Annotated in this window: 18 protein-coding genes, 8 tRNA genes and 2 pseudogenes; 18 read left to right on the top strand and 10 right to left on the bottom strand. The window is 44.9% G+C overall.

Features of this window, described 5'->3' with window-relative positions:
• Positions 1–14: 14 nt before the first annotated feature.
• Complete coding sequence (locus Q9R24_RS03880; RefSeq protein ID WP_004645847.1) at positions 15–1,418, top strand: hypothetical protein; 1,404 nt, start codon at positions 15–17, stop codon at positions 1,416–1,418.
• A 54-nt stretch (positions 1,419–1,472) separates the two neighbouring features.
• On the opposite strand, the gene Q9R24_RS03875 is transcribed toward Q9R24_RS03880, so the two are convergent.
• The 4 genes from Q9R24_RS03875 to Q9R24_RS03860 all read right to left on the bottom strand — a co-directional run bounded on the left by Q9R24_RS03875 (position 1,473) and on the right by Q9R24_RS03860 (position 8,246).
• Positions 1,473–3,191, bottom strand: a complete 1,719-nt coding sequence (locus tag Q9R24_RS03875; RefSeq protein WP_311203759.1) for a proline--tRNA ligase — start codon at positions 3,189–3,191, stop codon at positions 1,473–1,475.
• 96 nt (positions 3,192–3,287) lie between these two features.
• Positions 3,288–6,395 carry an efflux RND transporter permease subunit gene (locus Q9R24_RS03870; RefSeq protein WP_311203758.1) on the bottom strand — a complete coding sequence of 1,036 codons (3,108 nt, stop codon included), beginning with the start codon at positions 6,393–6,395 and terminating at the stop codon, positions 3,288–3,290.
• Between the two features lie 24 nt (positions 6,396–6,419).
• Positions 6,420–7,547 (bottom strand): efflux RND transporter periplasmic adaptor subunit, encoded by a 1,128-nt coding sequence (locus Q9R24_RS03865; protein ID WP_005247846.1) that lies wholly within the window; start codon positions 7,545–7,547, stop codon positions 6,420–6,422.
• A 51-nt stretch (positions 7,548–7,598) separates the two neighbouring features.
• Positions 7,599–8,246 (bottom strand): hypothetical protein, encoded by a 648-nt coding sequence (locus tag Q9R24_RS03860; protein WP_005247844.1) that lies wholly within the window; start codon positions 8,244–8,246, stop codon positions 7,599–7,601.
• 286 nt (positions 8,247–8,532) lie between these two features.
• On the opposite strand from Q9R24_RS03860, the gene pilG reads away from it, so the two are divergent.
• The 6 genes from pilG to Q9R24_RS03830 all read left to right on the top strand — a co-directional run bounded on the left by pilG (position 8,533) and on the right by Q9R24_RS03830 (position 17,052).
• On the top strand, positions 8,533–8,916 hold the full coding sequence (pilG, locus tag Q9R24_RS03855; protein WP_004280711.1) for a twitching motility response regulator PilG: 384 nt from the start codon (positions 8,533–8,535) through the stop codon (positions 8,914–8,916).
• Between the two features lie 25 nt (positions 8,917–8,941).
• Positions 8,942–9,310, top strand: coding sequence for a response regulator (locus Q9R24_RS03850; RefSeq protein WP_004280710.1), 369 nt, complete (start codon positions 8,942–8,944; stop codon positions 9,308–9,310).
• 5 nt (positions 9,311–9,315) lie between these two features.
• Positions 9,316–9,852 carry a chemotaxis protein CheW gene (locus Q9R24_RS03845; RefSeq protein ID WP_004280709.1) on the top strand — a complete coding sequence of 179 codons (537 nt, stop codon included), beginning with the start codon at positions 9,316–9,318 and terminating at the stop codon, positions 9,850–9,852.
• Between the two features lie 46 nt (positions 9,853–9,898).
• Entirely contained in the window at positions 9,899–11,971 is a 2,073-nt protein-coding gene (locus Q9R24_RS03840) for a methyl-accepting chemotaxis protein (RefSeq protein WP_005106253.1), read from the top strand.
• A 167-nt stretch (positions 11,972–12,138) separates the two neighbouring features.
• Complete coding sequence (locus Q9R24_RS03835) at positions 12,139–16,590, top strand: Hpt domain-containing protein (protein WP_311203757.1); 4,452 nt, start codon at positions 12,139–12,141, stop codon at positions 16,588–16,590.
• A gap of 3 nt (positions 16,591–16,593) precedes the next feature.
• The gene (locus tag Q9R24_RS03830) at positions 16,594–17,052 is read left to right on the top strand and encodes a hypothetical protein (protein WP_311203756.1); all 459 of its coding nucleotides are present in this window, start codon (positions 16,594–16,596) and stop codon (positions 17,050–17,052) included.
• 65 nt (positions 17,053–17,117) lie between these two features.
• Here Q9R24_RS03830 and dapE read toward each other — a convergent pair whose 3' ends face one another.
• The 3 genes from dapE to Q9R24_RS03815 form a co-directional block, all read right to left on the bottom strand.
• Positions 17,118–18,254: a succinyl-diaminopimelate desuccinylase gene (gene dapE / locus Q9R24_RS03825; protein ID WP_085064467.1), complete on the bottom strand. Its 1,137-nt coding sequence runs from the start codon at positions 18,252–18,254 to the stop codon at positions 17,118–17,120.
• Between the two features lie 121 nt (positions 18,255–18,375).
• The gene (locus tag Q9R24_RS03820; protein ID WP_004280704.1) at positions 18,376–18,528 is read right to left on the bottom strand and encodes an entericidin A/B family lipoprotein; all 153 of its coding nucleotides are present in this window, start codon (positions 18,526–18,528) and stop codon (positions 18,376–18,378) included.
• A gap of 112 nt (positions 18,529–18,640) precedes the next feature.
• Positions 18,641–19,516: a DUF1853 family protein gene (locus Q9R24_RS03815; protein WP_311203755.1), complete on the bottom strand. Its 876-nt coding sequence runs from the start codon at positions 19,514–19,516 to the stop codon at positions 18,641–18,643.
• 87 nt (positions 19,517–19,603) lie between these two features.
• Between Q9R24_RS03815 and Q9R24_RS03810 the strand changes: the two are divergent.
• The 11 genes and pseudogenes from Q9R24_RS03810 to Q9R24_RS03760 all read left to right on the top strand — a co-directional run.
• Positions 19,604–19,957, top strand: a pseudogene (locus tag Q9R24_RS03810) (YbaN family protein); the annotation flags it as partial.
• Between the two features lie 125 nt (positions 19,958–20,082).
• A complete protein-coding gene (elsL, locus tag Q9R24_RS03805; RefSeq protein WP_004731981.1) occupies positions 20,083–20,616 on the top strand; it encodes a cell wall-recycling L,D-carboxypeptidase ElsL in 534 nt (177 codons plus the stop codon).
• Positions 20,617–21,109: 493 nt separating this feature from the next.
• Positions 21,110–21,185: transfer RNA gene (locus Q9R24_RS03800), tRNA-Val, on the top strand.
• A 28-nt stretch (positions 21,186–21,213) separates the two neighbouring features.
• A tRNA-Asp gene (locus Q9R24_RS03795) sits at positions 21,214–21,290 on the top strand.
• 48 nt (positions 21,291–21,338) lie between these two features.
• Positions 21,339–21,415 (top strand) — tRNA-Asp (locus tag Q9R24_RS03790).
• A gap of 21 nt (positions 21,416–21,436) precedes the next feature.
• A tRNA-Val gene (locus Q9R24_RS03785) sits at positions 21,437–21,512 on the top strand.
• Between the two features lie 14 nt (positions 21,513–21,526).
• Positions 21,527–21,603: transfer RNA gene (locus Q9R24_RS03780), tRNA-Asp, on the top strand.
• A 69-nt stretch (positions 21,604–21,672) separates the two neighbouring features.
• Positions 21,673–21,748 (top strand) — tRNA-Val (locus Q9R24_RS03775).
• Positions 21,749–21,760: 12 nt separating this feature from the next.
• Positions 21,761–21,837, top strand: a tRNA-Asp gene (locus Q9R24_RS03770).
• Between the two features lie 106 nt (positions 21,838–21,943).
• Positions 21,944–22,019 (top strand) — tRNA-Val (locus tag Q9R24_RS03765).
• 72 nt (positions 22,020–22,091) lie between these two features.
• On the top strand, positions 22,092–22,553 hold the full coding sequence (locus Q9R24_RS03760; RefSeq protein WP_005104048.1) for a DUF2750 domain-containing protein: 462 nt from the start codon (positions 22,092–22,094) through the stop codon (positions 22,551–22,553).
• 25 nt (positions 22,554–22,578) lie between these two features.
• On the opposite strand, the pseudogene Q9R24_RS03755 reads toward Q9R24_RS03760, so the two are convergent.
• The 3 genes and pseudogenes from Q9R24_RS03755 to Q9R24_RS03745 form a co-directional block, all read right to left on the bottom strand.
• Positions 22,579–23,374: pseudogene (locus Q9R24_RS03755) on the bottom strand (YdcF family protein).
• A 98-nt stretch (positions 23,375–23,472) separates the two neighbouring features.
• The gene (locus Q9R24_RS03750; protein WP_311203753.1) at positions 23,473–26,103 is read right to left on the bottom strand and encodes a sulfite reductase flavoprotein subunit alpha; all 2,631 of its coding nucleotides are present in this window, start codon (positions 26,101–26,103) and stop codon (positions 23,473–23,475) included.
• 169 nt (positions 26,104–26,272) lie between these two features.
• On the bottom strand, positions 26,273–26,833 hold the full coding sequence (locus tag Q9R24_RS03745) for a YcxB family protein (protein ID WP_004280696.1): 561 nt from the start codon (positions 26,831–26,833) through the stop codon (positions 26,273–26,275).
• Positions 26,834–26,848: the final 15 nt, after the last annotated feature.

The following is a 26,848-nucleotide window of genomic DNA, read 5'->3' as shown; positions in this document are numbered from 1 at the left end:
ATAAGGACGTTAAAATGAAAAAAATATTTTTGAATAGTCTGGCTTTGGCAATGTGTGTGATTACACAGCAAAGTTTTGCAATGACAGCTTTAGATGATGACGCTTTATCTGCAGTTGATGCGCAAGCATTATTAAATCTAGAAAATGCTTATGATTCATCTCAAGGGATTAACTTTCATAAGCTGAGCGTTGAGGCTTTGATGGAGTTGAACGTTAATATTAAAACTTTACAGCTCGGTTGTGGTGGAAGTAACGGTGGAACAGGCTGTGATATTGATATTTCCAACTTAGCATTAAGTGGATTGAATCCCAGCTTTGATGCTGAAGGGAATCCTGTCTTTTCCGGTGATCGGGCTAATACTAGTGCCAGTATAAATAATCCTTTTATTGAATTTGCGATTAAAAATGGCGGAAGTGCCTCTACCCGAGAAGTAGTGGGTTTTCGCTTAGGTGCAGATAAAATTGTCGGGCTTTTGACCATGGGAACTGATAACGTTGAGAATCCGAATGATGGTCTCAAAAGTTTTAGTGGCTATATGAAAATGGCGCAGACTACGGGCGAGTCTGTAACAAAGGCCGGAACTTTCGGTAATGCAAGTGATCAAAAAATTCAAGGGAATTTAAAGGCCTTGGGGCAAACACGTGAATTTATTAGTAAGCCTGGTGCTGAGGGCCATACTGGAATTACTGTGCCTTCCATGCGGGTGGACTTTACCATGCCTGAGACTATTGTAACTGGACAACGACTAAAGTCGGCAACTGTGACGAATATTCGTTCCAGTATTACCTCGATTCCTTTGGCAGCGCCTATATCTGGCGCAACTTTGCCAAACGATGTAATTGGTACACCAAATTTCTCAAATGATAAACTATACGTGGAGTTCGACCCATTAATTGACTTTCTTAATTTGGGAACTCATTCTTTCTTTCAAATGGGGGCCGGTTCAAGTCTGGATAATCTGAATATGGACATTACCTTTGTCCAGGCTTTGAACATGATTCATAATATTCCTTTAAATGGTACAGGCGGCTATTTATCTTTACAAAGTCAAAATGTACATTGGCAAGGAGCAGATGCAGCTGATATTGCCAAACCAGGTTGGTGGATGTCTTTTAAAGATCCGATCCAACTAGGGGTATTAAAAACCACAGATGAAGTGGATATTTCATTTGTATTACCTCAAGTTGCCACAGCTATTTCAGAATTCCTGTTACGTCCTGAAAATTTGATTAATGTAAATGTAGGTGAAGCTGTAGGTTCGCTTGCAAATGTGCCAGTCGTACGTAAATTAAATATTGATGTCGGTCAATTTACTAACTACAATGGTGGAACTCCCGCAACCTTAACCTTAATGGATAAGTTGCTACAAAACCAGAATGTGACTTCAAACTGCTTTGGTGGGCATAAGTTCTGCTAGTTTATAGCCATAAAAAATCCCGCATTACGCGGGATTTTTTATAAGAGAGCGAAATTATTTAGCAATCTTCGCCAATAATTCTTCTTTCGAGATATTTACTGATTCAGCATCACGGCGGCCTTTATATTCAAACGTCCCCGCATCTAAGCCTTTTTCGCCAATTACAATACGGTGTGGAATACCTGTCAGCTCAAGATCAGAGAATTTCACGCCCGGACGTTCGTTACGGTCATCAAGTAATACGTCAAAACCTGCAGCTTGTAATTCAGCATAGAGTGCTTCCGCAGCTTCCATAGTTCGTGGAGATTTGTGTGCATTCATCGGCACAATGGCAACTTCAAACGGTGCAATGGCAGTTGGCCAGATAATGCCTTTCTCATCAAAGTTCTGCTCGATTGCAGAAGCTACTACACGCGTTACACCAATACCATAACACCCCATTGTTACAGTGAATGGTTTGCCATCTTCACCCAAGACTTTACAACCTAAAGCTTCAGAGTATTTTTGACCCAACTGGAAGATATGCCCCACTTCGATACCACGTTTGATTTGAAGCGTACCTTTACCATCTGGAGATGGGTCACCTTCAGCCACGTTACGTAGGTCATAAACTTCAGTGAACTGTGCATCACGTTCCCAGTTTACACCAGTTGCGTGTTGATCTGCTGCATTTGCACCCGCAACAAAATCAGACAATACGGATGCTGCACGATCAACAATGACGGTGATACCTTTTTCGACCAGACCTTGAGGACCAACAAAGCCAGCAGTTAAGCCAAGTGCTTGAAGTTGTTCTTCAGTAGCAAATGTTAAAGGTGCAGCAATTAAAGGATGTTTTTCAGCTTTAATTTCATTCAGTTCGTGATCGCCACGAAGGAATAATGCAACGACTGGTGCCTCTTGACCTTCTTTCGCTACAACCCCTTGAACCAATAAGGCTTTTACTGAATGAGCAGGGTTCGTACCCAAGAATGCTGATACATCTGCAATGGTTTTTTGATTTGGTGTATCTACCAGTTTGAGTTCTTGTGTAGGTGCCGCACGTTCACCGACAAGTACTGCTTCTGCCATTTCAATATTGGCTGCATAGTCAGATTCAGTCGAAAATGCGATATCATCTTCACCGCTTGAAGCCAGTACGTGGAATTCGTGAGAACCTGAACCACCGATTGAACCGGTATCTGCTTGTACTGGACGGAAATCTAAACCAAGACGGGTGAAGATTTTGCAGTAGGCTGCATACATGTCGTCGTAGGTTTGTTGCAGTGATTCCTGGTTGGCATGGAAAGAGTAGGCATCTTTCATAATGAATTCACGTGAACGCATTACGCCAAAACGTGGCCGAATTTCGTCACGGAATTTGGTTTGTACTTGGTAAAAGTTTGCAGGCAATTGCTTGTAGCTTTTTAATTCGTTACGTGCAAGGTCAGTGATCACTTCTTCATGCGTCGGACCGAGAACAAATGGGTTGCCATGGCGGTCGTTGAAGCGTAAAAGCTCAGGACCGTATTGTACATAACGACCTGATTCTTCCCATAAAGATGCAGGTTGAGTCACCGGCATATAGACTTGAAGTGAACCGACTTTGTCCATTTCTTCGCGAACGATCGCTTCAACTTTATTTAATACGCGAACGCCCATCGGCAACCAGGTGTATAGACCTGAAGCCAACTTACGAATCATACCGGCACGAAGCATCAGCTGATGGGAAATAACCTCAGCATCGTTCGGGGTTTCTCTTAACGTTGCAAATAAAAAGCGACTCGCGCGCATGGAAACTGTCCTAAAAAATTAAGCGTTAAAGCAGGGATTATACAATAAAAAATGAGGTGAGCATTTGGGAATGTCACCTCATTGTGTTGCATTAAATTATGCCATGATTTTACGTGCCTGACGCAGCATAAAATTCTTAAAGTCATCCAGGTAAGTAAAGATCACCGGCACCACCACCAGGGTCAGCAGGGTAGAGGTAATTACCCCACCAATCACCGCATGCGCCATCGGTGCACTTTGTTCCCCACCTTCACCTAGCCCTAGGGAAAGTGGAACCATGCCCATAACCATCGCGCTGGTGGTCATCAGAATAGGACGCAAACGGGTTTTACCAGCGGCAATAATCGCATCATAACGATCTTCGCCGCGATCCATGGCCTTCTTGATGAAGTCGATCAGCAGAATCGCATTCTTGGTCACCAGTCCCATCAGCATGATAATGCCGATAATCGAGAACAGGTTCATGGTGGAATTAAACAGGAACAAGGCCAGAAATACGCCAATCAGCGACAATGGTAGTGAGGCCATAATTGCCGCAGGATGGATAAAACTGTTGAACTGCGAACCGAGCACAATATAGATAAATACAATCGACAGGGTAATCGCAGTCAGGGCATAACCTGCGGATTCTGCCATGTCGGCATTGGAGCCTTGAGTATCGAAACTATAACCCGGTGGCATATCAAAATTTTCTTGCAAGCGGCTGATATCCGTACCAATGTCGCCTGCAGGACGTCCTGAGGTATTGGCCTCGACTAGCACTTCACGTGCCAGATCACGTCGATTAATCTGCGAGGCACCGAGTTTTTCTTCAAATTTGGCCACGCTCGAAAGCGGAACCAGAATTGGTTGATTATTGGCATCGGTTTTATTTGAGGTGATATACATATTCTGTAAATCGCTAGGCAAGCTGCGCTGGTCTTCGGTCAGGCGCAGATTCACATCATAGGTTTCACCTTTTTCATCCTGCCAGGTCGTGACATCATCACCGGCAATCAGCGGACGCACTACATTGGCAATCTGATTGACTGATAAACCTAAATCACTGGCCAAGACGCGATTAATCTGTACATCAAGAGTTGGCTTTGGTTCTTTTAATGAAGTTTCCAGATCGACAATGCCATTAATTTTCGCCATTTCCGTCATAAAGCGATCAGAAATTTTTTGCAGTTCATCCAGATCAGGACCTTTGATCGAAATCATGATCGGCTTCTGACCGCCTGAAACGGTTTCATCGGCGGATGCCACCGAGGTAATGCTGATTCCGGCAACCGATTGCAGACGCTGGCGGAATTCATTATTTAGCTCATTCAGGGTCTTTTCACGTTCAGTACGCGGCGTCACGGTCACCCGTAAACTGACATGGTTTTTACCGCGGTCGGTTGCACTATTAATCACCGCATAGGTGGCTTTGACATCCGGATGTTGCCGAATAATCTGATCCACCTGCTGCAGTTTGGCTTGTGAATATTCAAGCGATGAATCGACCGGTGTTTCAAACTTGATCCGGATTTCACCTTTATCCGGAACCGGTACAAATTCGGTGCCGATCAGTTTGGACAATCCCAGAGCACCAAATAATGAAGCGATAGCAATTAATAAAGTAATCAATCTGAAGCGCAGTGCCAGTTTCAGCAATTTTTCATAGACATGGCTTAAGTTATCCAGCTTGCTCGAGATCCAGCTAAAGAAACGTTTCACCCGACCTGGTTTTTTATTTGGATCTTTTTTCTTTTTTGCCCAGTGCGCAGAAAGCATCGGGTCCAGGGTAAAGCTGACAAACATCGAGATCAGAACGGCCATACTCACCGTGACCCCGAACTGGTAGAAGAAACGACCAATAATTCCGCCCATAAAGGCCACAGGCAGAAATACGGCAACAATGGTCAGTGTTGTGGCCAGAACAGCTAAACCAATTTCTTTGGTGCCATCGAGTGCAGCAGTCACGTGATCTTTGCCCATGTCGGTATGCCGGACAATATTTTCACGCACCACAATTGCATCATCGATCAACAGACCAATACTCAAGGACAGCGCCAGTAAAGTCATCATATTGATGCTAAAGCCAAAGGCCCAGATAAAGGTCAGCGTACCCAAGAGTGCAATGGGTAGGGTCAAACCGGTAATCACAGTTGAACGGAAAGAGCCTAAAAATAATAGGACAATCAGCACAGCCAGTACCGCACCTTCAATAATGGTGCGGGCTACATCGCCAATGGTGCCGCGGATACTTTTGGAGGAATCTACCACTACTTGTAAAGTAGTGCCTTGGGGAAGCTGCGCCTCAATACTTTCTAAAGTTGCATAGCTCTTGTCGACTACTTCAATGACGTTTGCATCTGAACTACGCAAAATATCAATCGCAACTGCAGTTTTGCCATTCAAAAAGGCAGCCGATTCCAGCTCTGCCTGACTGTCTTGAATATTGGCCACTTGTCTGAGGAAAATCGGTACGCCGTTTTTATTGGCAATAACCAGATCGCCGAAGGCGAGGGGATGCAGTACTTTGGAATTGATTTCAATGACCAGTTCCGAATTACCCGATTTAAGCGTCCCCCCCGGGACTTCAATATTCTCGGCCTTTAAGGTGTTAATCACACTGTCCACACCAATGCCAAAGGCTTGTAGTTTTTGTGGTTCCACCTGAATCCGGATCTGGCGCTGCGCATCACCCAGCAGGTTGACCGTTCCGACGCCCGGGACTGTACGCAATTGTGGCACAATTCGCTGATCCAGATAGGAACTGAGCGCTTTCACATCCATATTGTCGGATTCAAATACGATCGACATTACCGCATTCGCCGTCGGGTCATAACGTTCTACAATCGGCTCCTGAATCTCATCACGAAATTCAGCAGTTACAGAAGCGATTTTATCCCGCACGTCCTGAGCTGCTGTGGTAGATGTCACATCCAGATTAAATTCAGTGGTGATGATGGACAGGCCTTCACTGGACTGGGAAATCACCTGTTTCAAACCGGAAATGGTATTGATCTGATCTTCGAGTTTCTTGGTGATTTCCGATTCAACCGTTTCCGGAGAAGCGCCCGGATAGTTGGTATAGATCACCACAAAAGGGAAATCGACATCAGGAAATTCTTCAACGCCCATCCGCTGCCAGGAAGCCAGTCCCAGTACCATCAAACAGAACATCATCATGATGGTGAAAACCGGATACTTCACACTAATTCGGGTAAACCACATGTCAATGATCCTGTATGAATGGTTTTAGTTGGCGCGAAGGGTGACAGTTTTTTGCAGATCGGCTTCGCTAAACTTAACCCGGCTGACCTGATCACTATTTTCTAGTCCTTGAACCACGGCAATGTTGTCGCTATAACGCTGTTCTAGTACCTGAACATTGACTTTGATAATTTTATTCTGGCGTATTATCCAGACATAAGGTTTATTCTGAATGTCTTGAATAGTATCTAATGGAATCAGCTGGCCAGAAATCTGTTGTGAACTCAGAATGTTGCCTTCAACGAAGGAGCCGATACTTAGCGAAGGAATGGTTTCATTCGGCGTGGCAAAGAATTCGATCTGGCGACTGGCCTGATCTGCAATGGGGGAAATCCGGCTAATTACGGCAGTGAGCCGATTTGGATTACCTTGAATGTTGTATTCGACCTGACTGCCCAGTCTTAAACCTGATTGCAGATCACTAGGTACGCGTGCTTGAATTTCCAGCCGTTTCGGATCGACAATTTCAAACAGGGTTTGTCCAATGGCAACGGTTTGACCCGGTTCAACCTGACGTTGCGTAATCACGCCACTGATCGGACTGGTCATGGTGCCATCACGATCGGCTTTCTGGGCAATATCGACATTGGCTTGCTGGGCGCGGACATTTTCAAGCTGGGCCTGATAATCGACCTGACTTTGTTCATATTCTACTTTTGAAATAAACCCCTGATCGAGCAGACGCTTTTTACGCTGCATCATGTTGTGCGCCTGATTGGCTTGCGCTTGAGTTGAGGCCAGATTCGCACGCGCCTGTGCCAGACGAGCTGCATTGTCCTGATTATTCAGGCGTACCAGCACTTGTCCCTTGGCAACTGTTTGACCTACCTGTGCGTTTACGCTGGTGGCAGTAGCAGAGACCTGTGCTTGTATGCTGCTTTGATTGACTGCACGAATGGTGCCGGTGAATGCAGTTTTTTGAACTGAATTGCCAGATTGAACTGCAACTAGATCTTGAGGAATGACTTCAATGGATTTGGGTGTTTCGGTTTGCTGGACGGGTTCATTTTTATCACAAGCCACTAAAAACATATTTAAGCAAAGTGCACTCATGATCAGGATAGAGCGCGGGGAAGGCATATTTAAATCATGAGAATGCTGTGCAGTTTGCATAAGAGTCCTTTTAGCTGGCTGTGAATCAAAACCACAACCAGCTATTTGTATTTATTCAAGTGCTTTTAAACGGGCGATAATTTTGTCGTATTCTGCTTCCAGATTTCGATAGCGACTTTGTAAAGACTGAATATTTTCTTTTTGGGAAACGAGATTTTTCTGGTTGTTGTCTAGCATGGTTTTTAGATGTGCCGGTGTGGTTTTACCTTTACGTAAATATTCACGTTCCTGACGTACGAACATGACCCGATCTTTTTGCAGTTGCTTCATTTGTTCTTGCTGAAAATCAATCTGTTTTTTTAACTGGACCAGGCTATCGTTTTTTTTCTGTAAAGCGGTCTGGCTATTGCTATAAGCACGCTTGAGTTTATGATCTTCGGCAATCCGCTTAGCCTGTTGAGCACGCTGTGGCGCCTGTCTGATATCCGCTTCGGCATTATAAGGACGCGCACGTTTAATGACCTGCATATTCTGGTCAAGTGCTTCATAACCATAACGGATATGATTTGGTGTGACGTTAGTACTGATATTGGCCACACCCTTGCTGTCATAATAACGATACCAGGTGGCTTTTTGCGGGAGTTGGTTGCTACTCGCGCACGTTAAGCTCACCTGTAACAGTAGCAGCACAACAACAATGAATTGACCAGTCATTTTATTTTTATCAATGACAGCAAGTTTTCTTAAAAACTGACTCATCATTGGCTCCCCGAATTTAAAGTTGACTAAATTACTTATTTTAAAGTAATAATCTTGTTATGTTAGACTTAAATTTATCAATAAAAAACTACCGTTAGTCAAAAAAAAACCAATAACGATAAGAAAATGTGAAGCTGTTATTAAAAATAAATGATTTTGTCTACTTGTGTAGAAAATGTTCATTGATAATACAAGTGACTTTATGTTAAAAATGTTTATCGATCGTAATAAAATAATCCTATGAGCCTTATGGCATATAGTTTCTAAAATGGGAAGGGTTAAACAAATGGACGATAAATTCCAAAATCTAAAAATTATGGTTATTGATGACTCAAAGACCATTCGTCGTACTGCGGAAACTCTTCTTCAACGCGAAGGTTATGAGGTCATTACTGCAGTAGACGGTTTTGAGGCTTTGTCAAAAATTGCCGAAGCAAATCCAGATATCGTTTTTGTAGATATTATGATGCCGCGCCTAGATGGTTACCAAACCTGCGCCTTAATCAAAAACTCTCAGAATTACCAGAATATTCCTGTGATTATGCTATCAAGTAAAGATGGCTTATTTGATCAGGCCAAAGGTCGTGTCGTGGGTTCAGATGAATACCTGACCAAACCTTTTAGTAAAGATGAATTGCTCAATGCAATCCGTAACCATATTAGTGCTTAATATTTGATTTTTTTGGGGAATTGGCATGGCACGTATCCTAATTGTGGATGACTCACCGACAGAAACTTTTCGCTTTAGAGAGATTCTTTCTAAACATGGCTTTGAGGTGATTGAAGCAGCCAATGGCGCAGATGGCGTCACCATGGCACAGGCAGAATTGCCGGACCTAGTTCTGATGGATGTGGTTATGCCGGGTGTGAATGGTTTTCAGGCAACCCGTCAGATTGCACGTGGTGCAACGACCAAACATATTCCAATCGTGATTGTCAGTACCAAGGATCAGGCCACTGACCGTGTATGGGGCAAGCGTCAAGGCGCAGCGGATTATCTAACAAAACCAGTCGATGAAAAACAATTAATAGATGTAATTAAGCAGCACCTCAATGCAGGATAAGCTCTATGGCAGCAAATGGATTTATCGAATTGCTTCGCATTGCGAAACGGGGGAATAAAAACTACGTTTCCAATGGCAATGAAGTTAACCGATGGTCGGGCATTGCTTTTGAGATGATGGGGCAATATTTTGTTGCCCCGCTGGGGGAGGTATCAGAAGTGATTTATCCCCCAGAATATACGCCGGTACCCAAGACACAAGCATGGGTGTTGGGTCTGGCGAATATCCGGGGAAGACTGTTATCGGTTTCTGATCTGACGCAGTATGTATCAGGGCAGAGCAGTCAATTTTCACCGACTCAAAAAGTATTATGCATCAACCATAATGACCAGTATGTGGGTTTGGTCGTAGATCAAGTTTTGGGTATACAACATTTCAATAAGAAAAGTTTCTTTTCGAAGAAATCTGAATTGGATAAAAACTTACAAGAATATTGTCAGGGGTTTTTCCATCAGCACAACCAGCAGTGGCATGTGTTTTTATTCAGTCGTCTGTTGCAAAATCCAAAATTTATGAACGCATCTATAAAATTTATAAATTAAATGTCGCGCTCGAAAGTAAGCAAGGCGTCAACCGGGGAGAGGCTGCATGGGCTTTAAACTTAAAAAGAAAAATACAGGTGAGAGCACTGGCCGCAAAGGCGGTAATGCTTTTTTAGCTAAGATTCAAACGCAAGTAGATCAGTTATCACGTGTATTTGGTGATAGTGAAAAATCAAAACCGCTGATCTATGGAGCAGCAGGCTGTCTTTTAGCCGCACTGATCACTTTATTGTATCTTTTTTATAGTGTTCCACGTACCAACGAACTCACTCAAAGTCTGGGTGATTTGCGTCTCCTCTCGCAAACGATTTCGCGCCAAGCGACTGAAGCGACAGCTTCGGGTACGCCTGAGGCCATGAAGAACCTCACTGACTCGCAAAAAGCTTTTGCTGAAAATCTTGAGACAGTTAAAAGTATTCACTCTAACAATGATGCTTTGCAAGCTGTTGATAAACAGTGGACAGAAGTATCCAGCAGTATTGATCTGATTACCTCGCAACAAAAGATTATTAACCAGTTATACGACACCAACATCGCGATTGGTGAAGCGATTCCGGGGATTCAGGCGGAATATAACTTGATGGTCGACCAGATGGCACGTCAAGATATGCCATCGAACCAGGTGGTTATTGCCAAAAACCAGGTATTCATTGCAGAACGTATCTTACGTTCAATCAGTTTGGTACTGACAGGTAATGATGGTTCACGTGAATCTGCGGATGACTTCAGTGCCGATACCGAAACTTTTGGTTCTTATCTGAATGCACAGTTAAATGGTTCTGCTGAACTGGGTGTACAGCGTATTGCTGATCCAACCCTGCGTGAATCTCTGGAAGGCATCAAGGCTGAATATGATGACGTACTGGAATCTGCATCAGCGATTATTCTGAAAAACTCTACACAGATCGTAAAAGTTCGTCAGGCAGCCGCATCTATTTTTTCTCAATCTGATGTGCTTTTGGACAACCTGAATAAATTATCGGGTAACTCAGGTCTTAAAACGGTTGTTCCGGCAGTCCTTCTGATCGCATTATTAGTCGGTTTCTTGCTGTGTGTATTCAAGTTACTTTCTCTGCGTGGCTTGTCGGATAAGCAGCGTGTAGGCCGTTTACAAGAAGAATATGACCGTAACCAGAATGCGATTTTACGTTTACTGGATGAGATCGCCGATCTTGCAGACGGTGACTTGCGTTCATATGCAACAGTATCTGAAGACTTTACTGGTGCAATTGCCGACTCGATTAACTTTGCGATTGACCAGTTACGTGACCTGGTATCGCGTATTACTGAAACTTCACAAGAAGTTGCGCAATATACTGCAACTACACAAAGCATTACCAACCAGTTAGCTGAAGCATCTGAGCATCAGGCACAAGAAATTGCTGGTGCTTCTGCAGCGATTAACGAAATGGCACTGTCGATTGACCAGGTATCTGCCAACGCCGATGAATCAGCGGTGGTAGCAGAGCGTTCAGTACAAATTGCTGCAAACGGTGCGGATGTCGTACATCGCTCGATTGAGGGTATGGACACGATTCGTGAACAGATTCAGGAAACTTCAAAACGTATTAAACGTTTGGGTGAATCTTCTCAGGAAATTGGTAACATCGTAGCCTTGATTAACGATATTGCTGACCAGACGAACATCCTGGCATTAAACGCAGCAATTCAGGCATCGATGGCCGGTGAAGCAGGTCGTGGTTTCGCGGTCGTAGCCGATGAAGTACAGCGTCTTGCGGAACGTTCAGCTTCTGCAACCAAGCAGATTGAAGGCCTGGTAAAAACCATTCAAACGGATACGAACGAAGCCGTTATTTCGATGGAACAAACTACATCGGAAGTTGTACGTGGTGCGAACTTGTCTAAAGATGCCGGTGTAGCACTAGATGAGATTCAAACAGTATCGAACAACCTTGCGAAACTGATTGCGAACATTTCTGATGCTGCGAAACTGCAGTCAGCATCTGCAGGTCATATTGCGACCACGATGAATGTCGTACAGGAAATTACCTCGCAAACCACCAGTGCAACCTTCGATACAGCACGTTCAGTATCTGAACTGGCAAACATGGCCGATGCATTACGTGAATCTGTATCTGACTTTAAACTACCAGAATAAAGTCAGACATGATGGGGAAATGTGTCTTGACCGCGGTTGAGACACATTCAGAAAATACAGATAAAGCCTCGACAAGATGTACTTAACTTCATACGTTAGGTATCGCGTGACGGTCACAATTAAGTTTGAGCGCCCTTCTTGGCGGCATAACGTAAGAAGCATGAGCTATGAAAGAAATATTAAAAAATTTAGTTGAAACGACAACGCTTCCTGAAGATAGTTATCTTGACCAAGATGCAGAAATTCTTGAAATTTTTGTTGAGGAAATCGAAGAGATCTTCGTTGAGTTAAATGCTTTATTTCCAGAATGGTTGAGCAATCCAGATCATCAAGAAAATCTGAAGACCATTCGCCGCCATTTTCACACCCTGAAAGGTTCAGGCCGCATGGTCGGGGCAAAATCGGCAGGGGAAATGGCCTGGGCGGTTGAAGATACCTTAAACCGGGTTTTGTCCGGTTCGATTCAGCTAACACCGACGGTACAGAAATTTGCCCAAGCGGTACTGAATGTCTATCAATATGCTTTATATCCAAAATTCAAACATGTACAGCAATTGGATCTCGATCTGCGTCCAATGGTGCTGTTGGGACAACAATTACAACAACAAATTTCGCCTGAACCTGCATTGGAAGAATTACTGGCATTGGCAGATCATTTGACCGCTGAAGGTCAGATGACAGGTCTTGAGCTTGCAGACAATGAGCCAAGTGAAGTTGAGCTAACAATAGCGCCAGTAGAAGTACCGGTTCGCAGTGATATCGAAGAAACCGTGGCGATCTTTATCGAAGAAGCAGAAGAGCATCTGGAAACGATTGCCACCTTCCTTCGCACTGAAGATGAAAAATCACAAGATTATAATGCGTTGATTCGTGCGATTCATACCTTGCGCGGCAGTTCATCGATGGCGCAGATTGACCAGATTTTTGAAGCTAGTTCTAAAGTAGAGCATCTGTTCAAAACCTTGCTACAAGATGAAATTGTCTCAACCTCAAAAGAAACCGCTTTACTGATTCAGTATGCTGAGTTTGTCAGTGACTATCTGCATTTGCTACGTCAGGGCAATACTGCAAAACTGGATGCGGTATATGCCACCTTTGAGCGTGTCTGGAATGATTATGGCTTTGCAGTTACTGAAACCAATAGCATTCAGACGCAAGGTTTGGTGTCTAAACTGGTTGAGCTGGATATTGATCTGTTATTGGATGCCGAGTTTGAATTTGATAAACGCGCCCAAGTCGATTATCCGGAATATATTCAGGCACTCAGCCAGCAGGCTGCAGAATTGCTGGCACATACAGAAAGCCGGGCAGCGCAAGGCATTCATGAATTCACTGCCGACCTGAAATTGGCTTATGATGCGCTGCTTGAAAAGCCAGTGCTGCTAAACAGCGATTATGCTTATGAACTGTTCGCACAGGCGCATCAGGAATTTATTCATTTATTTGATACCTTGGCCGCAGGACAGCGCGTCATTCTGAATGATGAGATTCAAAAAATACTCAGTGAACTGTCTGCATTTGTGCAGCAGGATCTCGAGATATTTGCTGAAGATACTAGTAATCAAAATATTGAGCTAAGCTCAGAGGCCACACAAGTGGCTGAAACTGTCGCGACAGGCAGTGTCGATTTTGCTGGTTTGAGTCAACGCATCGCTGCAGATCGTCAACAGCAGCAAAGTGCTGAAACCAACCGTTATTTTGATGAAGAATTATTAAGTATCTTCCTGGAAGAAGCGGATGAACTGCTCGCAGGCATTGATGAAGATCTGAATACCTGGAGCAAAAAACAGGACGATACAACCTCGCTGAATAATCTGATGCGTCATTTGCATACCTTAAAAGGTGGTGCAAACATGATCGCAGCATCGCATATCGGTTTGATTGCGCATGAACTGGAAAGTATTTATGAGCGGGTGATCCGTCAGCAAATTGCCGTGACACCTGCTTTAATCCAGATTATTCGTCTGGTTCAGGACAACATTTCCGATCGTATTCAATCTATTCGGGAAGACGGTATTGATTATCCTGCACCAGAAGCGATTGCGATTCTGCAAAATATTCAGGCATTGGTTTCTGGACAAGCTGTTGCTGCTGTGGAGAGCGCGAACACTGGAGTTAAAGTTACAGAGGTCGAAGCGACATCAATTCCTGAACCGCAACTTGAAGAGTCAGCAACGACTGAACAGCCTGCAACTGATCTGGCTGAAGCTGAAGAATTACTGGAAATCTTGGAATCTCCTGAGGCCACTGAAGACACACCAGTAGAACGCTCTGAAGAAGACGAACTGAAATCGATTGTTGAAGAATCTTTCCTTGAAGAATCCGAAGAGATTCTGGCGAATGCCGAGAAGCTCCTCAATCAATGGTTTGATCAGCGTAGTGACCGTAGTTTATTGCTGCAATTACAGCGTGCTGCCCACAGTATCAAGGGTGGTGCACGTATGATTGATGTTGAAGAAGTGGCCAGTATCGCCTATGAGCTGGAAACAACTTTCGAACAGTTTGCGGTCTATCAATTTAACTCGAATGCCTATGATGGCTTATTGCAGAAAACGCTGGTCTGGTTAAGACAGGCGATTTTCCAGCGTGACTATAACGGTTTTGAGCCGCTGCACAGCAGTCTGAAAAAGATTGCTTATGTGGACGTTACTGCGCAATTGCCTGAGCGTCTGGCGAAAACAGATAATCTGGTGGTCAGTACCGACTTCGGCTTTGTTGAAGGTGATGGTACTGAGCCGCCACAGATGATGGGTGAGTGGGCGAATAGCGGCACCAGCGATAGCAATAACGAGATGATCCGTATCTCTGCTGATCTGGTCGAGAAGATGATTGACCTGTCCGGTGAGAACTCGATTAACCGTTCGCGTATCGAGATGGACTTGGGCCAGCTGGGCAATACCTTGAACGAGATGGAATTGGCGATCAAACGTCTTGCTGATCAGTTACGTCGAATGGAAGGCGAGCTGGAATCACAGATTATTGCCAAACACGGTTCAGAGAACTCGCGCTATGCTGACTTTGACCCGCTGGAAATGGACCAGTATTCGTCGCTCAACCAGCTGTCTAAATCACTGGCAGAATCTGCATCAGATTTGGTCGACTTCAAGAGTACACTGGCCGACAAGATTCGCGAAACTGAAGGTCTGTTATTGCAACAATCCCGTATTCAGGCCGAGATTCAGGAAAGCCTGATGCGTACCCGTCTGGTTCCATTTGATCGGATGTTGCCGCGTTTACAGCGTATCGTGCGTCAAACCTCGACCACCTTGAACCGTCCTGCAGAACTGATCGTACAGAATACCGAAGGTGAACTGGATCGTAACATTCTCGAGCGTCTGGTCACCCCATTTGAGCATATGCTGCGTAACGCGATTGACCATGGTCTGGAAGATACTGCAGATCGTATCGCACTGAACAAGCCGGAAGTCGGTTCTATTGTATTGAACATCAGCCGTCAGGGAACCGATGTAATCGTGTCCTTTAGTGATGATGGTAAGGGGATCGATGCGGAGAAGATTCGTGAAAAAGCGCTGAGTCTGGATCTAATCAAAGCGGATCAAGTCATTGATCAGGAAGAAATCCTGCAATTTATCTTCCATCCTGGTTTCAGTACCGCGAAAGCAGTGACCCAGATTTCTGGTCGTGGTGTCGGTCTGGATGTGGTACAAAGCGAGATCAAATCACTGGGCGGCCATGTGTCAGTGAGCTCGGAACTGGGCAAGGGTACGGTCTTTACGATTCGCGTACCGACGACCGTAGCGGTCAGCGATGCCTTGATGGTGAAAGTGGGCGATCAGCAATATGCGATTTCTCTGGCGCAGATTGACCGAATTGTGCGTATTGCACCGACCACATTGGAAAGCTATTTCAACAGTAAAGATGACTATTTCAAGATCGATGGCGCAAACTATAAGCTGCGTTATCTGTCTGAGTTTGTTGGCAACCAGCCGATTCCACGTCTGAATAATGTTGGTCATTCATTGCCGGTGCTGTTGATTAAAGGTAATAGTGGTCAAACCATTGCCTTGCTGGTCGATCAGTTGGTCGGTTCACGAGCGCAGATTGTAGTAAAACCGATTGGACAGCAGTTTGCCAACGTCGGGGTAGTGGCCGGTGCCACGATTCTGGGTGATGGTCAGGTCTGTCTGATTCTCGATGGACAGAATGTTGCCCGCCAGATTCAGGCGACACAGCGTGTCAAACAGCTGAATGATCAGCGTGATGGTTCGCGTAATTCAAATGCACGTCGTCTGGTGATGATTGTCGATGACTCGGTGACTGTACGTAAAGTGACGTCGCGTCTGCTTGAACGTCAAGGCTATGATATTGTCACTGCCAAAGATGGCGTAGATGCGATCGAGCAGCTTGAAAACGTCAGACCGGATCTGATGTTGCTGGATATCGAAATGCCACGTATGGACGGTTTCGAAGTGACCAATCTGGTTCGTCACCATGATATTCACCGTGACTTACCGATTATCATGATTACCTCACGTACCGGTGAGAAGCATCGTGAACGTGCATTCAGCTTGGGTGTAACGCACTATATGGGTAAACCGTTCCAGGAGGCGGAACTGCTGGCCAATATCCAACAACTCATTGCTGAAAAACAGGGGTAATATATGAGTCAGACCAATTCAAGCAGTAAAATGGCTGATCAGATTAGCCAGCAGGAACTTCAGCATCTGATTACGGTATCGACCGGATTTATAGATGCCTATATTATTGACTGTCATGGCAAAGATCCGATGTTATTGCCACAAAACATTGTCCTGTCAGCACTGGATAGCAATACTCAGGTCAAGACAGTGGAATGGCATGAGGCACAGTTGCCGGTCTATGCAGTGAATGATCCTTCACGTCAAAATGGGGTGGCACTGGTGATTGAGGGTGATGAAATCAATCAGCGCTTCGCCTTGATGTGTAATGAAATGCCGAAAACCATCCGGATTCGTATTTCCGAAGTGGTTGATGTCGATCAGCCGGTGAATGATCCTGCTATCTTTCAATATGTGCGCATGAATGAACAGCTGTTCCATATTCCGAATATGATGAATATTCAGGCTACAATCGGGCTGTAATCCAAGCTATAAAATATAAAAAAGGAACTCTATGGAGTTCCTTTTTTATTGCGTTATGAATTTACTTAATTGGCGAGTAAATTCACTAGAATCTGCTCATAGATTTCAGCCAATGGCTCTAAGTCTGCAATATCGACATGTTCATTGATCTGATGAATCGTGGCATTCAATACGCCAAGTTCCAGTACCTGTGCGCCGGTAGGGGCAATAAAGCGGCCATCTGAGGTACCGCCCGAAGTCGATAGTTCAGTTTCAGTCCCCGTCACATTCAGAATGGCGGTTTTAGCTGCATTTACTAGTTCACCAACTGGCGTCAGGAAAGGCAGGCCAGATAAAGTCCAAGAAATGTCATAGTCCACACCATGACGATCCAGAATTTCTAAAGTACGTACTTTGAGTTCTTCGGCGGTCACTTCAGTTGAATAACGCCAGTTGCACAATAGGTTCATGGTGCCGGGAACAACATTGGTTGCGCCTGTACCCGAATTGATATTGGAAATCTGGAAGGTCGTCGCCGGGAAATATTCGTTGCCATGATCCCAGACTGTGTCGCACAGTTCAGCAATGGCTTTAGAGGCGGTATGAATCGGATTCACGGCCAGATGCGGATAAGCCACATGACCCTGTTTGCCTTTGACTGTAAGGTTGGCATTTAATGAACCACGACGGCCATTTTTGACTATATCGCCCAGTTTATTAGTACTTGACGGTTCACCGACCAGACACCAGGTAATTTTCTCATTACGCGCTTCCAGTGTTTCAATCACTTTCACCGTGCCGTTAATCGATGGACCTTCTTCATCTGAAGTAATCAGGTAGGCAATCGAACCTTTGTGATTCGGATATTTTTCAACAAAACGTTCTGTTGCAACTACCATGGCTGCCAAAGCTGTCTTCATGTCGGCACTGCCACGACCATAAAGTTTGCCTTCACGGATTTCTGGTAAAAAAGGATCTGAGTTCCAGGCATCCAGATTCCCTGTTGGCACGACATCGGTATGGCCAGCGAAACAGAAGACCGGACCTTCTGTGCCTTTGCGTGCCCAGATATTATCTACATCTTCAAAGCGCATGGATTCAATATTGAAACCAATCTTCTTTAAACGTTCAGCCATGATGTTCTGGCAGTCATGATCAATCGGTGTGACAGAAGGCTGACGTAATAGTTGCAGGCTTAAATCGAGGGTAGCGGAAGAGCTCATACGGTATTCAACAGTCGATAATTTTTTCGGCTCTATAATAGGCGAATATAGGCTTGAATGTGAACGACTGATATAAAAAAACCCTATCTGGGATAGGGTTCTGTGAGCGTTTAGAAAAAAACTAGTTTTGACGGATTTCGTCAGAGGTTTTTTCAGCAGTATTGGTTACCGCATCGCCAGCTTTAGACACATCTTTGCCCATGCCTTTTACGGTGTTACAGCCAGTCAATACAAAAGCCATCATTAATGAAGCAGCAAGAATTTTTTTCATCATCATCTCCGTATAATCAATAATAAAATTATTATGATGTGGGACTTAGAGTAGAAAATATACGCTCTAAAAAATATGTGGTTTTCATAGTGCTTCGGTTAATAAATGTAATGCTTTATAGGGGCTTATGCGATGGATGCTGGATCAGCACCGGATTGCGATACATATAAAAGTCATTGCTATCGACCTTTTTATAGAGGCCATCCGTCCACCAGATCGCAGCTGAACTGCTCGGCCGGGCTTGCGGATAAATCCATTCATGTCGTTGCAGACGATAGAAACCGTGCTGTGCAGCAGGAATATGCTGTCCCCATAAGCCCAGACGACGCTCGGTATTGATCCATGAGGGAATTGGTTGATCAGCATGATGTGTAGGCAAATACAGCTGTCCCTTGAGGACGCAAAACCGTCTTTGAATGGGATGCTGCAAAGCCTCATCAAACTGGAATTGTTTTTGTGTGAAATGTTTCATTTTTCTGATTAAAGTATCGGTGCGGTTCAGGCCATACCAATGCGGCAGACTAAAATCGGCTTCGGCCAGATAATACTTCAATGCCACTTCCCAATGTTCAATCTGTCCTGTATCGGTATTGAATAGCAGAAAATCCAGCTCGCCCAAGGTCTTTGCACCCTCAATTTTCTGCAGACTATGACCAAGCAGCCGATAGGGATGGTAAGCATCATCGAGCAACCAGAACCAGACCAGCATTTCAAAACGCAGCCCCAAACGTGTGCTTTTCAGTTGCTGCACAAATTCAATTAATTCTTCTGGGTGCTGATCAAGAAACTCTAAACGTGGATGGTAACGGCTCAGATAGTGCTGCCAGGTCTGGCTGTCATGCAGTTCAAAGTGATGTATAAGCTCAAGTTCATCCGGAATGCCGGACAGGATATTCGGACTGCCGACAGCGAATGCCAGTTGACGCACCAGAGGATGTTGATAACGTTGCCATGCCTCTACAAGATTTTGGTTTAAACTGGAAAAGGGCATAGTACAACCTGTGAAAAGTGCAGAAATACAACGGACAGTATCGGAAAACGCTTTATACTACCTGAATTCTGCGGTTAGGGTTGATGTATGAAAGTGTTGTTTTGGCGAAGTCTGGTGGTGCTTTTTGTGATCCTGGGCTTTATCGGTGCAATCCTGCCGGGTATGCCAACAACGGTCTTTTTGATTCTGGCCGCCTGGGCCTCATCCAAAGGCTGGCCACAAATGGATGACTGGTTATTGAATCATCCCAAATATGGTCCGACCTTAAGAGATTGGCGTGCCCACGGTACTGTACCGCGTAAGGCCAAATGGCTGGCCAGTATCATGATGCTGATCAGCGGGATCATCATGCTGTTTACTACTGCACCCTTGGCCGTAAAAGCCTTTACCAATATTACGATGCTGATCGTCGCGATCTGGTTATGGCGACGCCCTGAACCGAATCAGATCATTATTCAGCAAAATACAGTTGACCCAGAAAAGACAGATCTACCAACAGCGCCATCTGAACATAATCAGTTAAACCCTATAAAGCCAAATAAAATAGAGTCTGAGAATAACAAGTCATGAATACCTTGCATCTGGATCAAGCCGATATCCTGATTGATCTTGCCCAACAAAAACTGTATCTGCCCCGTCTAAACAAGCAATATCTGATTTCCAGTGGTAAAAATGGCATTGGTGAAACTGAAAATAGTGGCAAGACTCCTCGTGGCTGGCACAAGATTGCTGAAAAGTTTGGTCAGAATGCTCCCTTAAATAGTGTATTTGTCGCACGTCAGGCGACGGGTGAAATTTATAATCCCCAATTGGCGGCAGAATTCCCGCAGCGGGACTGGATCCTGACGCGCATTTTATGGCTGAGTGGCCTTGAAGCGGGTTTTAATCAAGGCGAGGGCTGCGATACCTATCAGCGTTATATCTATATTCATGGCACCCCAGAAACCGAAAAGATGGGAGAGCCGCTGTCGCACGGCTGTATCCGTATGCGTAATCCGGAGGTCGCTGAATTATTTGACCTGATCAGTGAAGATGCACTGGTCTATATTTCAGAACAGGCATTAGATCTGGGCAGGCTGAATGTTTCGAAAAGCGAATAAAAGTTAGATTTTAAGATTATGTGAAAATGGTTTTGTTTTTATGGACTGAATCTGCTTGGTGGAGACAGCAGAAAAGATTGATTAATCTGATCCAGATGGTATTTTTATCGCATGGAATGGGTTAAATGATTATTTGAAGCTTAGATTTACTGGCATTTTCTGAATAAAAATAAATGACAGTTGAAAGATTACATGAACACAACGTCGAGTATTTTAAAGCTTTGTATAATCCTTAATCAGAATTGCAATATGTCGTGTGGTTAGACTGAAACTTCGCAGGGTAAAACACAAAATTTCGCTTCAATTTTCATTTTGAAAATTAAAAAATTTCGGTAGAGACTTAAAAAATAAACAAAAAGTGTTGTTTTTTTTAACAAACAACCTATTTTTTAATCACTCACACCTAAAAAGTGGAAAACATTCCGAAAAGCGTTTGACAGGCTGTGCAGATTCTCTATAATGCACCCATCAAACGATGATAGACGTTTAGAAAGGGCGCTTAGCTCAGTTGGTAGAGCGTCTGCCTTACAAGCAGAATGTCGGCGGTTCGATCCCGTCAGCGCCCACCAAGCTCTTTCATGTTGAGACCTTATAGTTGCAGCGGTAGTTCAGTTGGTTAGAATACCGGCCTGTCACGCCGGGGGTCGCGGGTTCGAGCCCCGTCCGCTGCGCCACTTTAAGATCTTGATTTTCGTTTGCCACAATAGCGACATTGTGTAAATGCAGCGGTAGTTCAGTTGGTTAGAATATCGGCCTGTCACGCCGAGGGTCGCGGGTTCGAGCCCCGTCCGCTGCGCCATTTATACGATAGACCTTTTGAGGGCGCTTAGCTCAGTTGGTAGAGCGTCTGCCTTACAAGCAGAATGTCGGCGGTTCGATCCCGTCAGCGCCCACCAGATTCTTTTGCGATGCAGCGGTAGTTCAGTTGGTTAGAATACCGGCCTGTCACGCCGGGGGTCGCGGGTTCGAGCCCCGTCCGCTGCGCCATTTCAAAAGAAATTAAATTGAGGTCCCTGAGCCTGAATTTAATAAACTAAAGATTGACACTCTTTATCAGGGCGCTTAGCTCAGTTGGTAGAGCGTCTGCCTTACAAGCAGAATGTCGGCGGTTCGATCCCGTCAGCGCCCACCAGATTCTTACGATGCAGCGGTAGTTCAGTTGGTTAGAATACCGGCCTGTCACGCCGGGGGTCGCGGGTTCGAGCCCCGTCCGCTGCGCCATCTTAAGATGAAAAGCTTGGATTCCTGAGATCTGAGTTTTCAAGATACCAAGACTACATTCCTTGTTGGTCTTGCGTCATTTAAAACAACGTTGTTGTTTTTCTCAGGGCGCTTAGCTCAGTTGGTAGAGCGTCTGCCTTACAAGCAGAATGTCGGCGGTTCGATCCCGTCAGCGCCCACCATATCTTCTTGCTTCAACTCTATTTATTCCTTAGAATCTGATTCTATTATAATAATATTAAGATTTCACGATTATGAGAAATCCCTATCAGCGCAAAGCCGCGACCAAATCCCAAAAAACTGCTTTCGATCCTCAACAGCTTTATAAGCAATATATTGAAGCCATTGTTGCCAATGCTGGCATTTTTGCACTCTACCAAGATGGCTGGGCCTTATGTGCCACGCCTACCGGACAACGCGCATTTGCCTGCTGGCAAAGTAAAGGTCTGGCTCGACTGCTGATTAAAGACAATTGGGCAAATTACGAGATTCAGGAAATTGGTCTCAAGGATTTTGTAGAGAAAGTCATTCCCTTTTTACGTCAGGAAAGTACCATTGTTTCGCTTGACCTGACCCCGGAAGGGCAGAATATTCTGGTGGCACCCGAAAAATTATTACTTGATATCAAAAATTATCTGTATCAGATTTATGTGCAAAAACCTGAACTGTTTAAAAATCCGGATATGCCTTTGCCTAGGCAGATCCGTTTAAATTAAATTTATTGTTTTTAAAACAGCTTGTTTATTGGAACAATGAATATTCATTCAGTAGCCAGCCACTAATCAAAGCAAAATATTCGCGTAACCAGGAATTATAGCGAACATTCTGGGGTGTGCTGGCACTCAGGCTGATGACTTGTTGATAACCCTGATGTCTGGCAATGGCGCGAGCACGAGGGCTGTGAAAATCGCTGATGACAATCGCAATTGGCTCATTTCGATCAATATGTTGCTGTTTTAATATTGCCTGAGAATATTGCAGGTTCTGTTGGGTACTCCTGCTTTGATCTTCTAGGCTAATGGGGTTGTTGAGCTGCGGATAGTTCGTATGGATATAACTTTGCATGACTTCAGCTTCGCTCTGTCTCTCCCAGAAATTTCGTCCACCGGTCATAATGATTAAAGTCTTCGGATATCGTTCTGCATATTTTGCTGCGGTATCCAGACGATTTTTTAAGATGGGTGAGGGCTGACCCTGATTAATACCACTACCTAATACTAAAATCGCTGCAGCAGGTCGTGCCGGAACAGTCGGGTTGATTGACATCTGGATATAAGCGAAGAAAGCAGCGACACTGATGATCCAGAATAGAAATCCGCCTCAGAGACTGTTCCAGAACAAGGTTCTGAATCGGGAATTCTGTTTCCAGCGCTGAATAGATGAAAAAAAACAAGGCATACAGGATGAATGCCACCCCAATGAAGGTAGACAAGGCAATAGCAAAATGCCTCTGACCTTGGCTCAGTAACCAGACGCTATTGAGACATAGAATCAAGCCAAAGATCAGGCTAAGACTTCGTTTAAGTTGATTGAGCATCCAGAGTTCCTTTTTTCTTATTCATATTCTTATTATTGCTTTTGTATCTTCAATAAAAACCGGGCCATTGAGCCCGGTTTTTAGCATATCAGGTTATCTTAATATACATCACGGCGATAACGTCCATCCAGACGTAATTGATCTAGCATTGTTTCACCGAGAATCTCAATCAGGGCCTGATCCACATCGCTGGCCATGCCATTGATGCTACCACAGACATAAATCACTGCACCTTGAGCAATCCAAGCTTTTAGTTCTTCAGCCTGTTCACGCAGTTTATGGTGTACATAAACTTTTTCCTGCTGGTCGCGCGAGAATGCAAGATCGAGACGTTTCAGGGTTCCCATTTGCAGCCAGGCCTGAATGGTTTCTTCAAAGAAGAAGTCGTGTTCACGCTGACGTTCACCGAAGATCAGCCAGTTCTGGCTATAGTCCTGACGGTTACGCGCACTGAGCAGACTTAATAGTCCGGCAATGCCGGTACCATTACCAATACAGATAATCGGGCGGTTGTCATCAATCAGGTGGAAAGATTTATTGCTGCGAATACGCAGTGCAATGGGCGCATTGAGAGCCGCATGCTGGGTCAGCCAGCCTGAACCCAATCCCAGATTACCACTAGCATCGGTTTGCTGACGTACCACCAGACGTAAAACCTGCTGGCTTGGAATACTGGCAATGGAGTATTCACGTGTTGCCAAAACCGGTAATTGCGTGAGGAGCTGATCCAGAGAATCAAAAGGTTCAGCCTGAGTCAGATCACGATCCCAGAGTGCCTGTTCAATATTCTGTTGCATAGAAGGTACTTGTGTACCCGCTGCTATCTGGTGCTTTTGCATAAATGCATGAATACGTTCTGGGCTATTTCCTGGCTGAATCTCGGCAATATCACCTGCTTGCCAGATGGCTTCATGTTCAGGGGTCAGTTCGATATTGAAAGCAGGCGCACCCAGACTACCCGGATTGAGGACTTCACGTTTACTCAAACTCCAGCGATCAAAGGTCTTATCGATATTCATCGCTTGTAGCTCAAGTCGAGTGACTTGTGCCAGTGCACTATTCCATTGCTGGATATGCTCGTTATTGGCATTGTCGACTTCAATCGTATTGAATAGCTGCTGGGCACCATTCTGTTTTAACCACTGATCGATACGGTGGCCAAAACTGCAATAACTGTCTGGATATTCCTGAGAACCCAAGGCCAAAACTGCATAACTTAAATGGCTGAGATCAGCTTGAGCAGACAGGATTTTTTTCTCAAAAGAAGAGGCCAGATCTGGTGCTTCGCCCGTGCCATAGGTACTAGCAACAAATAATACCTGTTCGGTTTGCTGTAAATCGGCAAGCGTCAGTTGCTGTACCGGCTTGACGGTTACCGGTTGACGTGCTTCCTGCAGGGCAGTTGCTGTACGCCAAGCCAGCTGCTCAGAAACCCCTGTTTGTGAGGCATAAGCAATGAGCCATGGTTTAGCATTTTCATCCAGGTTCACTGCAGTCGCACCCTGACGTGCTGCCAGTGTTAAGCGTTTCTGCTTGCGACGTTTTAGATAGAGCATCCAGCCGGTTACGAAGAATAACGGCATCAACAAGGCTGCGACCATGGCAAAGAACTGGTAGATCGGGCCGAAGAAGCTGCCACGATGTACCGGTAACATGCTACTCATGATCTTTTCATTGAGCTTTTTGTCTTCATACAGCTCGACTTCGGTAAATTCAGCTGTCCGGTAATTATAAGTGGCACTGTTTCGTGCACGTTCATGTTGAGCGATCGGATCGACGAAGTTCAGTTGCATTTCGCCATCCGGTTTTTTCGGAAGGTTAAACGTTACGGTAGAATACTTATCTGAAAATTCATTGTTAAAGCCAATCCAGCTCTGGTCTAGCGCACGGGCAGTAGCTTCAGGGCTGAGACCTTCACGGCCTTCACCACCAGCACCGCGTTCGCCACCTTGGCGGCCTTCGCCTCGTACTTCACCTTCGGCACGCGGACCACGTTCACCGCCTGGACGTCCTTCACCACGGTTATTGCCGGCATTGGCCTGCATTTCCGGTTGCGGGCGTTCCACACCCAGCACTTTAAACATGCCATTGCGCCACCAGTCATAAGACCAGTACAGACCGGTACAGGCCAGAATCAGGTAGAAAATCACCACCCAGGTTCCCACAACAGCGTGCAGATCCCAGATAAAATTACGGCCTTTCAGTTGAGGTTTTACAAAGAACCATTGCTTGATCGAATGACGTTTCGGCCAGCGCAGGTACAGACCTGACAAGACAAAAAAGATCAGCATCAGGGTACAGGCACCGGTAATCTGCTTACCTACTGGACCAACCGTCAAATTACGATGCAGTTGCTGAACAAACTGGAAAAACTCCCGACCCTTAATCTCTGGCAAGACTTCCGCAGTATACGGGTTGATCATGATGTTCTGACCACGCCGTGCGCCTTCTTTGGCAACATTCACGGTACTCGAAGCACTTGGATCTTGTGCCACGGTAATACTGTTGATCTTCATGTCAGGCGCAGTACGGTTAAAGTGCTGATACAGCTCGGAAGGCGTGAGTTTGTCACGTTGCCGAACCTGAACCGTATAACTGTCGCTATTCATCCATTTTAATATTTGTTGTTCATAGGAATAGATTGCGCCAGTGACCCCCATTATCGAGAGGATTAAACCTGCTGTAATCCCCAGAAACCAGTGGATTTGGAAAAATGTCTTTTTAAACATGGTCGTCAGATTAAGGGTGAGATCTATAAAAGTGGCAAAATTATAACTGAAGTTTAAGCTCGAATTATAGGTGTTGAGGATAATATTTATTCTCATTATCATTTATTGTTTTGAGATTAAAAAAACCTCCATGCCGGGACAGGAGGTTTTTCACTGAAGAAAGAACAGTTTAGATTTGTTTTGCTGCGCCGACTTCTGCTTCCAGATGCTTGCGAATCGTGGCGAAAGAGAAGTTTTTGCTGTCCAGACGTTTCGGCAGGATATATGCACCTTGCTGGCCTTTTACTTTGAAATTGACCAACATGAATTCTGGTGTGTTGTACCATTCATAGATGTCTTTCCAGCTAATCGCGCCAACACCTTCTTGCATGCCCATTTTCTGGCGCATCACGATGCCGTGCGGTTGCACGCCCAGGCGAACACCTTTGATTTCCTGTACCGGAAATTCATTCATCTTGCGTTTAACATACCATTCCAGACCAAAGGTACGGATCAGGTAATACAACACCACACAGACAATGGCCACCCAGCAGAACACGGTAGAATAGTTCTTCAGGAGCAGAATGCCCAGAATAGAAAGTGCAACAACAGCACCCATGATCAGCCATGCTTTCATGCCAATTTTATTGGTACTACGCCAGATCACCAGCTGAGCATGACGCTGCTCGGCTTCTGAAATTTCATAGTTCACAGGCTGTAGGGTATAAGCGTATAAATTTTTCGCGGTCATAATGAAATTAGCAGA

The organism is Acinetobacter sp. RRD8 (genome assembly GCF_031844225.1).
Lineage (GTDB): Bacteria > Pseudomonadota > Gammaproteobacteria > Pseudomonadales > Moraxellaceae > Acinetobacter.
Note: the sequence above shows the minus strand (reverse complement) of the source record. Positions and strands in the feature narration are given on the sequence as shown.

Bases quoted from the DNA above. Each gene is read 5' to 3' on its own strand.
- Q9R24_RS03880 (WP_004645847.1), top strand. From the start codon at position 15: ATGAAAAAAATATTTTTGAATAGTCTGGCTTTGGCAATGTGTGTGATT.
- Q9R24_RS03875 (WP_311203759.1), bottom strand. From the start codon at position 3,191: ATGCGCGCGAGTCGCTTTTTATTTGCAACGTTAAGAGAAACCCCGAAC.
- Q9R24_RS03870 (WP_311203758.1), bottom strand. From the start codon at position 6,395: ATGTGGTTTACCCGAATTAGTGTGAAGTATCCGGTTTTCACCATCATG.
- Q9R24_RS03865 (WP_005247846.1), bottom strand. From the start codon at position 7,547: ATGCAAACTGCACAGCATTCTCATGATTTAAATATGCCTTCCCCGCGC.
- Q9R24_RS03860 (WP_005247844.1), bottom strand. From the start codon at position 8,246: ATGAGTCAGTTTTTAAGAAAACTTGCTGTCATTGATAAAAATAAAATG.
- pilG (WP_004280711.1), top strand. From the start codon at position 8,533: ATGGACGATAAATTCCAAAATCTAAAAATTATGGTTATTGATGACTCA.
- Q9R24_RS03850 (WP_004280710.1), top strand. From the start codon at position 8,942: ATGGCACGTATCCTAATTGTGGATGACTCACCGACAGAAACTTTTCGC.
- Q9R24_RS03845 (WP_004280709.1), top strand. From the start codon at position 9,316: ATGGCAGCAAATGGATTTATCGAATTGCTTCGCATTGCGAAACGGGGG.
- Q9R24_RS03840 (WP_005106253.1), top strand. From the start codon at position 9,899: ATGGGCTTTAAACTTAAAAAGAAAAATACAGGTGAGAGCACTGGCCGC.
- Q9R24_RS03835 (WP_311203757.1), top strand. From the start codon at position 12,139: ATGAAAGAAATATTAAAAAATTTAGTTGAAACGACAACGCTTCCTGAA.
- Q9R24_RS03830 (WP_311203756.1), top strand. From the start codon at position 16,594: ATGAGTCAGACCAATTCAAGCAGTAAAATGGCTGATCAGATTAGCCAG.
- dapE (WP_085064467.1), bottom strand. From the start codon at position 18,254: ATGAGCTCTTCCGCTACCCTCGATTTAAGCCTGCAACTATTACGTCAG.
- Q9R24_RS03820 (WP_004280704.1), bottom strand. From the start codon at position 18,528: ATGATGAAAAAAATTCTTGCTGCTTCATTAATGATGGCTTTTGTATTG.
- Q9R24_RS03815 (WP_311203755.1), bottom strand. From the start codon at position 19,516: ATGCCCTTTTCCAGTTTAAACCAAAATCTTGTAGAGGCATGGCAACGT.
- elsL (WP_004731981.1), top strand. From the start codon at position 20,083: ATGAATACCTTGCATCTGGATCAAGCCGATATCCTGATTGATCTTGCC.
- Q9R24_RS03760 (WP_005104048.1), top strand. From the start codon at position 22,092: ATGAGAAATCCCTATCAGCGCAAAGCCGCGACCAAATCCCAAAAAACT.
- Q9R24_RS03750 (WP_311203753.1), bottom strand. From the start codon at position 26,103: ATGTTTAAAAAGACATTTTTCCAAATCCACTGGTTTCTGGGGATTACA.
- Q9R24_RS03745 (WP_004280696.1), bottom strand. From the start codon at position 26,833: ATGACCGCGAAAAATTTATACGCTTATACCCTACAGCCTGTGAACTAT.